Source organism: Caballeronia sp. GAWG2-1 (genome assembly GCF_023631405.1).
Taxonomy (GTDB): Bacteria; Pseudomonadota; Gammaproteobacteria; order Burkholderiales; family Burkholderiaceae; genus Caballeronia.
The window spans coordinates 204,699-218,259 of record NZ_JALQDD010000013.1 but is presented as its reverse complement, the minus strand read 5'-3'; the positions used below and the strand labels follow the sequence as shown (position 1 = coordinate 218,259).

At 62.5% G+C, this 13,561-nt stretch carries 12 protein-coding genes; 6 read left to right on the top strand and 6 right to left on the bottom strand.

Features of this window, described 5'->3' with window-relative positions; all coding sequences use genetic code 11:
- Nucleotides 1–17: 17 nt before the first annotated feature.
- Nucleotides 18–1,040, bottom strand: coding sequence for a S1 family peptidase (locus tag NCR98_RS09325; protein WP_250526039.1), 1,023 nt, complete (start codon nucleotides 1,038–1,040; stop codon nucleotides 18–20).
- A gap of 871 nt (nucleotides 1,041–1,911) precedes the next feature.
- Between NCR98_RS09325 and NCR98_RS09320 the strand changes: the two genes are divergently transcribed.
- The 3 genes from NCR98_RS09320 (at nucleotide 1,912) to rpoD (ending at nucleotide 4,692) form a co-directional block, all read left to right on the top strand.
- Nucleotides 1,912–2,193 carry a hypothetical protein gene (locus tag NCR98_RS09320; protein ID WP_244825717.1) on the top strand — a complete coding sequence of 94 codons (282 nt, stop codon included), beginning with the start codon at nucleotides 1,912–1,914 and terminating at the stop codon, nucleotides 2,191–2,193.
- A 119-nt stretch (nucleotides 2,194–2,312) separates the two neighbouring features.
- A complete protein-coding gene (locus NCR98_RS09315) occupies nucleotides 2,313–2,528 on the top strand; it encodes a hypothetical protein (protein ID WP_244825715.1) in 216 nt (71 codons plus the stop codon).
- A 103-nt stretch (nucleotides 2,529–2,631) separates the two neighbouring features.
- Entirely contained in the window at nucleotides 2,632–4,692 is a 2,061-nt protein-coding gene (rpoD, locus tag NCR98_RS09310) for an RNA polymerase sigma factor RpoD (RefSeq protein WP_250526038.1), read from the top strand.
- A 128-nt stretch (nucleotides 4,693–4,820) separates the two neighbouring features.
- Here the strand turns inward: rpoD and NCR98_RS09305 are convergent, their stop codons facing one another.
- Nucleotides 4,821–5,864 carry an extracellular catalytic domain type 1 short-chain-length polyhydroxyalkanoate depolymerase gene (locus NCR98_RS09305; protein WP_250526102.1) on the bottom strand — a complete coding sequence of 348 codons (1,044 nt, stop codon included), beginning with the start codon at nucleotides 5,862–5,864 and terminating at the stop codon, nucleotides 4,821–4,823.
- 38 nt (nucleotides 5,865–5,902) lie between these two features.
- Nucleotides 5,903–6,325, bottom strand: a complete 423-nt coding sequence (locus NCR98_RS09300) for a ribbon-helix-helix domain-containing protein (RefSeq protein ID WP_244828079.1) — start codon at nucleotides 6,323–6,325, stop codon at nucleotides 5,903–5,905.
- Nucleotides 6,326–6,692: 367 nt separating this feature from the next.
- Here NCR98_RS09300 and NCR98_RS09295 point away from each other — a divergent pair, with 367 nt between their 5' ends.
- Entirely contained in the window at nucleotides 6,693–7,148 is a 456-nt protein-coding gene (locus NCR98_RS09295) for a response regulator (protein WP_244825711.1), read from the top strand.
- On the opposite strand, the gene NCR98_RS09290 is transcribed toward NCR98_RS09295, so the two are convergent.
- Nucleotides 7,048–8,352, bottom strand: coding sequence for a cyanate transporter (locus NCR98_RS09290; protein ID WP_250526037.1), 1,305 nt, complete (start codon nucleotides 8,350–8,352; stop codon nucleotides 7,048–7,050). The two genes, NCR98_RS09295 and NCR98_RS09290, sit on opposite strands and share 101 nt — an antisense overlap.
- Nucleotides 8,349–9,539, bottom strand: a complete 1,191-nt coding sequence (locus NCR98_RS09285) for an amidohydrolase family protein (protein ID WP_250526036.1) — start codon at nucleotides 9,537–9,539, stop codon at nucleotides 8,349–8,351. The genes NCR98_RS09290 and NCR98_RS09285 overlap by 4 nt, the downstream gene beginning before the upstream one ends.
- A gap of 130 nt (nucleotides 9,540–9,669) precedes the next feature.
- Between NCR98_RS09285 and NCR98_RS09280 the strand changes: the two genes are divergently transcribed.
- Entirely contained in the window at nucleotides 9,670–10,356 is a 687-nt protein-coding gene (locus NCR98_RS09280) for a GntR family transcriptional regulator (protein WP_250492607.1), read from the top strand.
- Between the two features lie 47 nt (nucleotides 10,357–10,403).
- Here NCR98_RS09280 and NCR98_RS09275 read toward each other — a convergent pair whose 3' ends face one another.
- The gene (locus NCR98_RS09275) at nucleotides 10,404–11,966 is read right to left on the bottom strand and encodes an acid phosphatase (RefSeq protein ID WP_244825704.1); all 1,563 of its coding nucleotides are present in this window, start codon (nucleotides 11,964–11,966) and stop codon (nucleotides 10,404–10,406) included.
- A 243-nt stretch (nucleotides 11,967–12,209) separates the two neighbouring features.
- On the opposite strand from NCR98_RS09275, the gene NCR98_RS09270 reads away from it, so the two are divergent.
- The gene (locus NCR98_RS09270) at nucleotides 12,210–13,553 is read left to right on the top strand and encodes a cytochrome-c peroxidase (protein ID WP_250526035.1); all 1,344 of its coding nucleotides are present in this window, start codon (nucleotides 12,210–12,212) and stop codon (nucleotides 13,551–13,553) included.
- The last annotated feature ends 8 nt before the right edge of the window (nucleotides 13,554–13,561 follow it).

Below are 13,561 nucleotides of genomic sequence, written 5' to 3'. Positions count from 1 at the left end.
TGGCGATCCGAATCGAGTCATGTCTTTTCGGCTGGTTCCTTCGCCACGCGCGGATGATCGCTCGTCAGTGTCATCAGAATGTCCGAGTACCACGCGCTGTTGAGACCGAGGCTTTCATCGGCGTGGACGTCTCTTGTTCCCATGTCGATGGTCGATGAATGAATGCCGAGCAACACCCACGGCAAGCTCGCGCCCGTGCTCGTGTTCGCCATCGACGGATTGCTCATGACCACAGGCGCGCCGCTCGTTCCGCGATGCGTGCGTGCATCCGTGATGAAGCATCCCTTGCCCTGAAAGCGCAGGCCGAATGCCGACGCGATAATGCCTTGGCGCACCACCGGCAAATGATGCAGCGAGTCGTGAAAACCAAGCGGGAAGCCGACGATCAGCACGGACGCGCCCGTTGGCATGACATCTTCGGGCGAGGGAAGATGCTCCGGCCCGAACGCCTCGAACACCGCCGTTACGGGCAACCGGTCGCGACGAATCTCCAGCACGGCGACGTCGATCGCGCCGCCGTCGTCCGACCCATCGCGCCAGAGACTCACGCTCTGTGCATACAACGGCAGGTTGAACCACGTCGATGCACCGAGGTTGTCGCGGTCTGTGTGCAATTCGATCTCGATACGATCGGGAAAATGCTGGCTCGGTTTATCGGTGACGACGTGACGGCTTGTGACGAGAAACAGGCGCTGATCGCGAGCAAAGAAAAAGCCACTCGCATTCGTTAGATGACGCTCTTGCACGAACGTGCGGACCCGGGCCGCAGTAAGGAGCAGCGCTTCGGCCGCGGGCTTGAACGTGGCGGCCGTATCGGGTTGCTCGCGCGGAATCATTCTCCCGACGAGTTCAAGCAAAGCGTCACGCTGCGGCGCGGCTTCACCCGAAGACAAAAACGCATCCAGCGATAACTCGGATACGCGTCCTCCCGATGCGGCATTCGGCACATGTCGAACCACGGGCATTTTGTCCGCGCCGGTATGCAACAGCCATTTATCGCCGTTCGGGCTTACATAGAGTTCGATGGAGTCGGTATTCATCAGAGTCGGGACGGCGTGATGTGATCGAATGGCGCTTTGCGTTTCTTGCCGCGCGTTCGCAAGCAAGCGTGAAGAAAACATCGGCGCCACGTATCAGCGATGTGAACTCGGGACAAGTCGAAATACCGCGTCGATATCATCAGTACTCCCCGATTATCGTGTCGACCGTTCAAGCCGAGAAAGAGAAGCGCATTCAAGGGGAGGGCAGAAAGCTGCAAAGGCGCGCGGGCAAAAGATAACTTCGAAGCGTGTCCAGCCGACGATACGCAGTCAATTCGGCAGGGTCAAGACATTTCGGGCGGCTGCTTCGCGGCTATTGGCCGGGGCAAAAAGTCGATAGCGGCTTGTCCCGCGCTTTCGGCGATGAGACAGGACGAGCCGCGCGTGATCGCTGCCGCACTGCCCGGGCACACTCGAGTTGCCGCTGTGCTTGATCCGCAAACTCACGTCATACAAGTCTTTCGCAAACGAACGTCAGCGCCATATATATTTCGAAGCCGCGACACCGGAAGATGCGGAACATGACGCGCTTTCGGTCGGGTGAGTTCGCGCGCTTTTTGGCGGGGTGCGCGATGCAGGTCGCGCGATGATAGACAGATAAGATCATTGAACGCCGGTACTGAAACTTTCGCTGTACAAAATCACTAAAGCGCGTAGGATTGGCTTGGCCGATTGAGTCGCGACTTTGTGTGAAAACCGCATACGTTGCTCTCACGGTGGGCCCTGACGGGATCGGCCTATTATCGGAGACCGTGCAATGCGGTCAGTCGTTGCGGTCAGTTGCATAGACGTCGCCGACATCGCGAACAGCGCCGATATTGCTCCACGCTCCATCATTGATATGCCGCCCACGGCGGCGCGAGGTCATCCCATGACAGTTGAATTCCGCCTATATCGCGGCCTTGAAATTTATCCGCTCGTCTTCTCGCATAGGCCCGCAGATTCCGGTCATGGTCATAACTACGACGAGGGATTCGACGCCGCCGTGCGCATCCAGGAACCGCAAGTCGAGACTGGCGTGGCGCGCAGTCGTGTTTTCAGGCTTAGCATGGACGAGCCTTTTCAAAGCGCGGGTGACGCGCGCCGCGCATCGACTGCTTATGCGGAACAGATGATCGATCAATGTCCGCAAGACAGAACGTTCTTCGACTGAATGATCGATCGAGCAGATCGGGAGACGTCGCGCCTGCATGATTTTTCCGCAAGCCTGAATTTGCTTTAGCTAAGAGCTGTGATGCCAGGGCGCCTCACGGCAATCAACCAGGAGACGCCATGGAGATTACGCGAGCCCGCTTTCGCATCGACCCGACACCGCGCAGGGCCGACGGAGAATATATGGCGCATGCGCGAATCATCACCACCAACGCGGACGGCAGCGAATCCGATGTCCTGTCGAGCGGCGATCTCGCCGGCTTCGACTCGCGTGACGATGCAGTCGCCTTCGCTAAAAAGTGGGCACAAGACTGGCTCGACGCTCGCTTCGGCTAGTGTCCGCATCGGGTCTATCGAAACCCCGTGATTCCGTCTGCGCAGGCCTTCGTGCCTCTGGCTAACGTCTCACATCGCCAAGCATGCTTGCAGCGGAGAAAGAATGGCCAGTTTCAATCAGGAAGACGCGACGAAAGACCTGCCTGAAAATCCCATCAGGACGATGCAGAAAGCGCGCGCCTCACGCGTGCGCAAGGGCAAGCCGGCGCTTGCCGTCGTTTCGGCGGATGCCTACGCCGAAACCGCACAAGACGACGCGCGGCAGCGTGAAATACGCGCGCTCATCCAGATGGGCAAGGATCAGGGCTTCGTCACGCATGCGCAGATCAACGACCATCTTCCCGGCGACTTCGCGCAGAAAGCCGCGCGCGAAGCCATTGCTCGAACCTTCAACGACATGGGCGTCGCGGTTTTTGAACAGGCGCCCGACACCGAAACCCTGCTTCTGAACGACGCGACCGCCGTCGCCATGCTCGAGGACCACTCCGACGAGGATGTCGAAGTCGCCTTGTCGACGGTGGATTCCGAGTTCGGCCGCACGACCGATCCCGTGCGCATGTATATGCGCGAGATGGGCGCGAAGCAATTGCTGACGCGCGCGGCGGAGATCGAGATTGCGCGGCGTATCGAAGACAGTCTTCACGAGATGATCCAGGCAATTGCAGCGTGCCCCGCGACCATCTCGCTGATCCTTGCCAGCGCGGCGCAGGTCGAGGCGGGCACGCTGTCGATCGATGAATTCGTCGATGGCATCGACGACAAGGACGATGCGGACGCAATGCCGTTCGCGCAGGCGCCCAATGCGTCCAATGCGTCCAATGCGTCCAATGCGTCCAATGCGTCCAATGCGTCCAATGCGTCCAATGCGTCCAATGCGTCCAATGAGTCCAATGAGTCCAACGCACCGAGCGATGCCGACGAAGAAACCAGTCTCGAAGACTCCGACCGCGCCGAGCAGGAAAGGCTGAGTCGGCTCACGAACGACAGCCTGGCCATCTTTGCGCGTGTCGAAAAATCCTTCGACCGCATGGCTGTCGATGCAATCCAACGCCCGCTTGCAGATACGAGCATCCGCACCGAACTCGCGCGCATTCGCTTTACCAACCGGACCGTGGATCGTCTTTGTGCCGACATGCAGCAGCGAGTCGCGCAAGTTCGCATGGTCGAGCGGCGCATATCGTCCATTGCGATCGATTATTGCGGCATGCCGCGCGAGCAATTCGTGGCGTCGTTTCCCGGTCATGAAACCGATCTCGAGTGGACCGCTAGTACGGCTGCGGCAGCGAACTCGCATGAGTACGGCGCGTCGCTCTACCGCAGTCTTCCGGCCATCCAGACCGAGCAGTACAAGCTGATCGAGCTTGAAGCGAGCGCCGCGATGCCGTTGCAAAGGCTCAAGCAAACCAGCCGTCAGATGCTCGCGGCCGAGTCGCGCATGAGACGCGCGAAGGCCGAGATGATCGAGGCCAATCTGCGCCTCGTCATTTCGATTGCCAAGAAATACGTGAACCGGGGCGTGCACTTTCTGGACTTGATTCAGGAAGGCAATATCGGTCTGATGAAAGCCGTCGACAAGTTCGAATATCGGCGTGGCTGGAAGTTTTCGACTTATGCGACGTGGTGGGTTCGGCAGTCGGTCACGCGCGCGCTCGCGGATCAGGCGCGCACCATTCGCATTCCGGTGCACATGGTCGAAACCATCAACAGGCTCAATCGCATTTCACGCGAGATCATGCAGCAGACCGGCCGGCCCGCGCAGCCTGCGGTGCTCGCCGAACGCATGGAGTTGCCGAAGGAGAGAATCAGCGGTATTCAGAAGATCGCGCTGCATCTCATCTCGCTGGAAACGCCTGCAAGCGATGACGCCGACGCCACGCTCGGCGACATGATTGAGGACACGAACGCGCAATCGCCGCTCGATGCCGCCGTGCACGCGGACATGCGCGCCGCCATCGACGACGCGCTCAACGCGCTTTCGCCACGCGAGGCGCGCGTGCTGCGCATGCGCTTTGGAATAGACACGGTATCCGAGTTCACGCTGGGCGAACTGGGCTCGCATCTGGGCGTATCGCGCGAGCGCGTTCGCCAGATAGAAAGCCAGGCCATACGTAAGCTGATGCATCCCCGCCGCGCCGACAAGCTGCGCTCGTTTCTCGACCTCTGAAACGTCAGGGACATGTGTCGAGGCAAAGCGATTGGTTCAAGCCCCGCCAGCGACGTCGTGACTCTCGTCGCGGCAAAGGCCCGAATCCGAACCGCGCGGACTGCGCCGCCCGAACCGTTGCGCGGCGATCAACTCCTCGGATGCGCGAGGAAGAAACGCAGCATCTCGGCGCTAGCGTCAGGTCCGGCCGGATCGGTGTAGGTTCCGCGCGTGCTGCCGCCTGACCATGCGTGCGGCGCGCCGTGAATGGTCCATAACTCCGCGATTTTCCCGTTGGCCGACTTCAAGCGCTGGACCGTGTATTTGCGTGCGCCGGCCATGCCGTCGTGCAGCTCGCGGTCGGAACCGCTTGCGGTGAAGTCGTCGACGAGCTTGCGGGCGTTGGCGTAATTCACCGTGGCGTCGGCATCGCCGTGAAAGACGATCAACGAGCACTGCGCTCCGCCTCCCGCGCGCTGGTTCGCGGCGTTGCCCTGACCGCCGCGCATTGCTGCGAGCGCGGACGGCAGATCGTGCGCGGCACCCACGGGAAGGCCGGAGTGCACGCCCGCCGCTGCATAGAGATCCGGATAGCGCTGCGCCATGATCGCCGCCATTGCGCCGCCGGCGGACAAGCCCGCGACGTAGACGCGTTTCGGGTCCACGCGATGACTCGCCATGACTTCACGCGTGATTCCCGCGATGATCGACGGTTCGCCGCCGTCGCGTTGCTGATCCGACGACTTGAACCAGTTCCAGCACTTCGACGGATTCGCGCTTTGCGGCTGAACTGGATAGACGACGATGCAGTCGTGCGCGTCGGCAAGCGCGTTCATTTGCGTGCCGGCCGCGAAGTCGTCGGCGTTTTGCGTACAGCCGTGCAGCATGACGATGAGCGGCAACGGCTCATCGCGATAACCGGCCGGCACATAGAGTTTGTAGTCGCGCTGACCGGCCGCGCCCGTGAAGCGCCGCGTGCTGAAGTGTCCGCGATCTTCGGCGTCCGGTGCAGAGGCGGGCGCTGGTTGCGGCGGTGCCTTGACGAAAGCATCCGATGCGTCAGACGCGTGCGTTGCGTGCGTGGCGCCGCGCATCGCGCGCTTGACGACTTCGACGGCGCCGCTGCTGTCGCTATTGCGAAAGCGTTCGAACGCCTCTTTCATGGAGTCGAGAAATCCTTCGTTCAGTTTCATCATGGTTTCCGTAGTCGTTTCCGGCCTGCATCGGCAGGTCAGCGGATTCGATCTGCAAGCGCCGCTTTCACAGCCGGCGATGCGTGCAGCGCACCGCGAACCAGTATCGATTCGATGGTGGCAAGGGCAAGTTCCGGGGAGACGTCGGCGGCAATGCTGGCAAGACCCAGTACCTGAATCTTGAGCCTTTCATTGGCCGCGCGCACCGCTTCCAGATCCTGCTTCGAGAAGTATTGAAGTCCCAGCACGAGGGCGCGCCGCGTCGCCGTTTCCTTGACGACCACGGCATGCACCGAGAGCTGATTGCGGATAGCCGTACGGATCAGATCCGTGCGGTTCGAATAGAAACCTTCTTCCACGAGCAGATCGATTTGGCCGAGATCCACCGGGCCAAGATTGATCGTGATTTTTTCCGTTTCGCCGCCTTTGGAACGTGCGGCATCCAAGATTTGCCTCGCCATGAGTTCGTTTCTTCCATCCGTTGACCATCCATATGGAGGGTTATAGGCTGGTTTCGAGAGCACGTCAAGAAAAAACGATATGTGCTTTTTCGTCCGATTAGCGCGAATTAGTCAGACATTTCAGCGGTTTTGCGCGCGGGGTCGGCATTCGTTCTGGCCCGCTTCCTGCCCTATGTTTTCTCACGTTGCTTCACCGCGCCGACGAACGCCCCACGGCCAAGGCTCCGGCTGAAATTGGCTGGCCTTGGCTGGATTAACCGGTTCGTACAACACTTGCGCTGCACACCCAGGGTGCATTTGCGCCCCAACATGGCGCATTGGATGCACCGCGTGTGCGGCTGGCAAACCTGTGTCGCCAGAGGATGACGTGAATAATCGAGCATACGAAACCAGTCCAGCTCAGTGCTCGCTTTGGAATCGCAAGAAGCTGCGGGTGCGGCCGGATGCGCGGCGCGTGCTCGTCGCGTACGCGGAGCGGGCGCTCGGCATATCGCTCGTGTCGTTGTTCGAGCTGAAGGGATTTCCGACGCAGCTTGCCATCGATGCGACGTCGCTCAAGGGCATCGTCGAGGAGTGGCGGCCGCATTTGGTCTTCTTGGATACGCGCATCGGCGGCTGCGCCAACTATGCACTCGTGCGCGAAGTGCGCCGTCAGGACGATGACGCGGGCCGCCTGATCATCGCGATGAGCAGCTTTCTTCCCGAAGAGCCGCTCGGGCGTCTCAAGGAAGCGGGCTACGACGGGCATTGCCGCCGCCCGTGCCCCGTGTGGCAGATGACGGATCTGCTCGACGAATACTTCGCGTGCCACGCGGTGCGTTGAAGTCCGCACGCTGACGCTGCATCGCGCGCGCATAGCTCCGCGGGCCGAACACGGCATTGAGCGCGATCATCGCGATGAGGCTCGCCGCGAGCATGGCCCACGACATCGCGAAGCCGCCGCTTGCGTCGCGCACGATGCCGGCAATCACCGGCGCTGCCGCCGCGATCACGAAACCCACGCCCTGCACGAACGCGACGAGACGCGCGGCGAGTTCGGGGTCGTCGGCGTGATCGAGCGTCAATACGAGCGTGAGCGAAAACACGCCGCCGAGTCCCGCGCCGAGCAACGCCACGACCAGAACGGGCAACGCGAGCGGCGCGTACAGCAGCAAGCCGAATCCCGCGAGTTGAGCGGCAAGGCCGGCTGCGATCCACGCGCGCCGGTCGCGAGCGCGTCCGAAGCGAGCGGCCGCCATCGGCAAGAGCAGCGCGGACGACGCCTGAAACACCGTGAGCAACGCGAGCAGCGTGCCGCTTTCGCGGACGCCTTGACCGAGTTGTTGATAGTATGCGGGCAACCACGCGACAAGACTCGTATAGCCGCCGTTGACGAGCCCGAAAAACACGCCGAGCGCCCACGCGCGACGATTCGAAAAGAGCGAAGGCTTAGAAGTCGTATCGCGTGTGACGGCGGGACGAGGCAAGGCATCCGCGCGCATCAGAAGCAGCCACAACGCGAGCGCGATGAGCGCGGGTATCGCCCAGACAGCGAGACCTGTTTGCCAGCTTGCGAGCGCGGCCACGTTGGGCGTGATGCTCGCGCCCAGTCCGCCGCCCGCCATGATCGATGCGGAGTAGAGGCCCATCGCAAAGGGCAGGCGCGCGGCAAAGCGCGTTTTCATGACACCGGGCAGAAGCGCCTGAATGACCGCGACGCCCGTGCCCGCGACCGCCGCGCTTGCGATCAACGCCGCCGCTTCGCCCGCGAAAACACGCGCCGCGCACGCCGCGACAATCGCCATGAGCCCGATAGCCACGCCACGCGCATTGCCGATAGCCCGGGTCAGCGCGCTCGCCCCGAATGCGCAGACGCCCATGGCGACCACGGGCAGGCCGGTGAGCAGCGACGCGCCACGAAACGACAAGCCGGTGGCGGGCAGGATCACGTTCATCAGCGGACTGATCGACGTGAGCAGCGGCCGCAGATTCAAACCGATTGCGACGATCACGGCCAGCCATACAAGATTCGATGCGCGTGCTTTCATCGCGTGAAGTTCGCGGGAATGATCGTGCCGTTCGACATCACGAAGCGGCGAGCGGGGCGCATGGCGACGGCCTGCGCGACCGTTTCGGCATCGACGAGCACGAGGTCCGCGCGCATGCCCGCGGCAAGGCCATAATCCGCGAAGCCGCAACCGCGTGCCGCTTCGCTCGATACGCATGCGAAGGCCGCGGCGAGATCGTCGTCGCGGCGCAGGTCGAAACGCATCGCGATCAGCATCGCGCGTTCGAGCATGTCGGGCAAGCCGAAGGGCGTCCATGTATCGCGGATTCCGTCGTTGCCGCCGAAGAGCGTCACGCCCGCCGCGCGCGCCTCGCGAAACGGCGGAACGGCCACGGATGCGGGCGCTGTGGTGAGCAGCGCCACATTCAGGCGCGCGATGCGTTCGAGCAACGCGTGGCGCCGCGCATCGGGCAACTGGCCCAGACAAAACGCGTGACTCACGACGACGCGTCCCTCGAAGCCGAGCGCTTTTACGCGATCGAGCAGCAGATCGAAGGTGAAGGCGCCGAGATCGCCGGGTTCGTGCAGGTGAATGTCGATCGGCTTGTCGTGCTTCGTGGCGAGCGCGAAGGTGATGTCGAGCGAGAGAGCGGGATCGCCGTCGATGGCTGCCGGGTCGAGCGCGCCGAGCACGTCCGCGCCGCTTCGCAATGCGGTATCGAGCAGCTCGCGCGTGCCCGCGCGCGTCGTCACACCGGATTGCGGGAACGCGACGATCTGCATGTCGAGCACATCGGCGAGCGCGGCGCGCGTGGCGGCGACGCCTTCCAGATGACGCAGGCCGGCGTCGGTATCGATATCGACGTGGGTGCGAATGCGCGTCGTGCCCTGACGCAGAAATGCCAGCGCGAGCGCGCGCGACGCTTCGGCCGCATCGTGACCGCTTTCGGCGCGCCAGCGCCGCTCGTTCTCGATGCGATCGACAAGACGCGGCCCCACCGCATTGCGATACCACGGCATGCCCCACGTGGTCTTGTCGAGATGCGTGTGGCCTTCGACGAAGCCAGGCAGCAGCAACATGCCCGCGCCGTCGACGACCGTATCGCTCGCGGCAGGCGTCTTCTCGCCATGCGGCGCGATGGAGTCGATGGTGCGTGCGCGCACGCAGACGTCTACGGAATCGCCGCCGAACGCCCGTGCGCCGATAATCCAGATTGCCGGTTCCATACCCGATAGTCTCCTGTTTGGTTGGCCATCTTAGCAAATATTGGTCAACCAAAATCGCGGCATCGCTGATAACCCGTATTTGCCGGGCACTCGCTACAATGCGGATCAACAACAAGCACCGCACGCATTCATGGCATCGCAAAAGGACATTTCACCGGAAGAGCGCGTCTACGGCGCGGTCGCTTCCGCGCTCTTGCAGGGCAAGCTCGCGCCGGGCGCGCAACTCGTCGAGCGCGAACTCGCGGCGGCGTTCGACTGCACGCGCGGCGCCGTTCGCAAGGCGCTCGCGCGGCTTGGCGCGGAAGGCAAGCTCACGCTCGAAGTCAATCGCGGCGCGTTCGTGCCGTCACCTTCCGTCGATGATATTCGCGAGGTCTATCGCGCGCGGCAAGTGGTGGAGGCGGGCATCGTGGCGAGCCTGTGCGGCGCGCTCAAGACGCCGCAAAAGCGTGCGTTGCGCGCGCATGTGAAGAGCGAGCAGCGTGCGCTCAAAACCGGCGTCGTGGAAGAATGCGTGCGGCTCGCGGGACAGTTCCATCTGCTGCTTGCGCAGCTTGCGGGCACGCCGGAAGTCGAGGCGTTTCTCGCGCGGCTCGTCGCCAGGACGGAGCTGTATAAAGCGTTGTTCGATCCGTCGAAGGTGTCGAATTGCGCATCCGACGAACACGGGCGTCTCGTCGATGCGCTCGAAGCCGGCGATCTGCACACCGCGCTTGCCGTCATGCGCGAGCATATCGATGAACTCGAGGCGCGCGTGCTGACCGAGGCGGGCGGCCAGCGTAGCAGCGATCTGGCGTCGCTTTTCGCGGGCGCATGAAAAAACGGGCCGCAAGAGGCGGCCCGTCGGTCAAGCTCGGAGACTTATCACTGCGAGAAGTTCATCGCGTTCGTCAGGTCGCCCATTGCGGGCGCGCCGTTCGCCTTCAACGCGGCATCGCGCGAAGCCAGACCCGGCAACGTCGGCAGCGAGAAACGCTTCGTGATGAAGCGCAGGATCGACGTCGTGTCGTACTGCGTGTGATCGACGAAACCCTTCTTCGCATACGGCGAGACGATGAGCGCCGGAATGCGCGTGCCCGGACCCCAGCGGTCACCCTTCGGCGGCGCGACGTGATCCCAGAAGCCGCCGTTTTCGTCGTACGTCACGACCACGACCATGTTCTTCCACTGCGGACTGTTCTGCAGATGCGTGATCAGGTCGGCGATGTGTTGATCGCCCGAGGCCACGTCCGTATAACCCGCGTGCTCGTTCAGGTTGCCCTGCGGCTTGTAGAACGAGACTTGCGGCAAGGTGCCCGCGTCGATCGCCTTGATGAACTCCGTTCCGTTCGTGCCGCCGTCGAGCAAATGCTGCGCGCGGTTGGTCGAACCCGGCGCGAGATCGGCGAAGTAGTTGAACGGCTGATGGTGCGTCTGGAAGTTCGGCACCGAATTCACCGAGCCGCCGATCACCGAACGGCTCGCCAGCGCCGCGCCCCACGAACCGCCATACCATGCCCAGCTGATGCCCGCGTTGTTCAGCAGGTCGCCGATATGCTGCTGCGTCTGCGGCGGCAGCGTCGTCGCGGCGTTCGGGTCGGCAAGCGTCGGATCGCCACCCGTCGGCGGCGTGTTGCCGCTCGGCTGATACGGCGGCTGCATTGTGTTGATCGCGTAGAAGTCGGGCGTCAGGTTGCCCGAGTTGACGAACTTCGGAATGCCCGTGAGCGCCGAAGCCGGCGAGTTCGACGCCAGCGTGAGCGACACGCCATCCGCGTTCACCGCCGAGATCGACGCCTTCGCCACGCTCTTGTCGGCGTTCGGATAAACCGGCGTACACGCGCAAACCAGCCACTGGTGATTCAGGAACGAACCGCCGAACGCGCCCATGAAGAAGTTGTCGGCGAGCGTGTATTGCTGCGCGACTTTCCACAGCGGCAGCTTTTGCGGCGGCGTGCTGTAGTGACCCATCACCATGCCGCCCGAATCCGCCCATGCGGCGAACTTGTCGTTCTTGCCGCCGTCGATCTGCATCTGGTTTTCATAGAAGCGGTGATACAGGTCGCGCGTCGTGAGCGAGAGCGGCGTGTTGAAGCCCGCCGGATCGTCGATGGCGAAAGGCGCGTTCGGCAGATTCGCCGTCATCGCCTCGGTGACGGCAGGCGTCACGCCCGTTGCCGTCAGACCCGTCCAGATCTTCGGCAGGGTCGGCAGCACGCTGCCGTCGCGGTCGAGCTGCTGCGCGCTTGCCGCCGTCACGCTCTGCAAGCCGTTCGCGCCGGGGAAGCTGCCGTAGAGGTTATCGAAGCTGCGGTTTTCCGCGTAGATGACCACGACGTTTTTCACCGACGAGATGTCGTTGTCGTGGTGGTCGTCGCCGCCGCATGCGTATAAGCCGATTGCCAGCGCCGATGCGAGCGGCACTGCGCAAACGAGTTTCTTGTTCATCGAGGTCTCTCTTGTGTTGGGGAGCCGGCGCCGAATGCAGGCGACTTTGGCAAACGCCTTCAAGTGCCTTTTAGTGCCGGCGTGCGAAGTGTGACCACGATCAATTACGCGAACATGTAATAACGCTTTCGAATGCGTAAGGTTGGTGAAATAACCATCATGCGTTGCCCTCCATATGACGGCGTCGGCGCTTGTCACATGAGAGACACATGAGCGTCATACCCTGCGGCATCTTTCAATTTCATGCGTCCGCAATCCATGCCTTCGATGCGTCTGCCGTTCGTTTTATGTTCCCTGTTGCTGGCCGCCTCATCCGTCGCGTTGAGCGGATGCGATTCCCACGCAGCCGATCTGGCAACGGCTCCGGCACAAGCCGCGCCATCGAAAGGGCAGTCGCGCGCGGAGGTTTTCGCGCAAGTGAAGGCAATGCAGACGGTCGGCGAGAAGCTCTTCATGGACCCGTCGCTGTCAGGCTCCGGCAAGCTCGCGTGTGCGTCCTGTCATAGTCCGAGTCATGCTTTCGGTCCGCCTAACGCGTTCTCCGTGCAGCTGGGCGGCAGCGATATGCATCGGCCTGGCTTTCGGGCGGTGCCGTCGCTCAAGTACTTGCAGTCCGTGCCGCAATTCGCCGAGCACTTCCACGATTCCGACGACGAAGGCGACGAAAGTGTCGATGCCGGCCCGACCGGCGGGCTGACGTGGGATGGCCGCGTGGACCATGGCGCGGACCAGGCGCGCATTCCGCTGCTGTCGTCGTTCGAGATGGGCAGCACGCCCGCCAAGGTCGCGGCGGCGGTCCGGGCGGCGCCTTATGCGGACGATGTCCGCCGCGCGTTCGGTGCGAGCGTATTCGATAGCGACGACCGTCTGTTCGCCTCCGTGCTGAGTTCGCTGGAAGCGTTCGAGCAGACGCCGCAGAAGTTCTTCCCCTACACGAGCAAGTTCGACGCGTTCCTTGCCGGCCGCGCAAAGCTCAACGACGCTGAGATGCACGGCCTGCAGCTCTTCAACGACGAGAGCAAGGGCAATTGCGCGGCGTGTCATATCAGCCAGCGCGCGAAGGACGGCACACCGCCGCAGTTCAGCGACTTCGGCCTGATCGCCATCGGCGTGCCGCGCAATCGCGCATTGCCGATCAACAAGAATCCGAACTTTCACGATCTGGGCGCATGCGGACCCGAGCGGACCGATCTGAAGGGCCGCGACGAGTTCTGCGGACTCTTTCGCACGCCGTCGCTGCGCAACGTGGCGACGCGCAAGACCTTCTTCCACAACGGCATCTATCATTCGCTCGATGAAGTCGTGCGCTTCTATGTCGAGCGCGATACGAACCCGGAGAAGTTCTATCCGGTCTCGAAGAAGGGCGCGGTGCAAAAGTTCGACGATCTGCCGCGCAAGTACTGGGAGAACGTGAATACCGAGGCGCCGTTCGATCGCAAGCGCGGCGACAAGCCCGCACTCGACGAAGCCGAGATCAAGGACGTGGTCGCGTTCCTCGGCACGCTCACCGACGGCTACGATCCCGCCACCGACAAGAATTCGCAAAAGGGCACGGCGAACCAGGACATGAAGGCGGCATCGAACTAAAGCCCGCG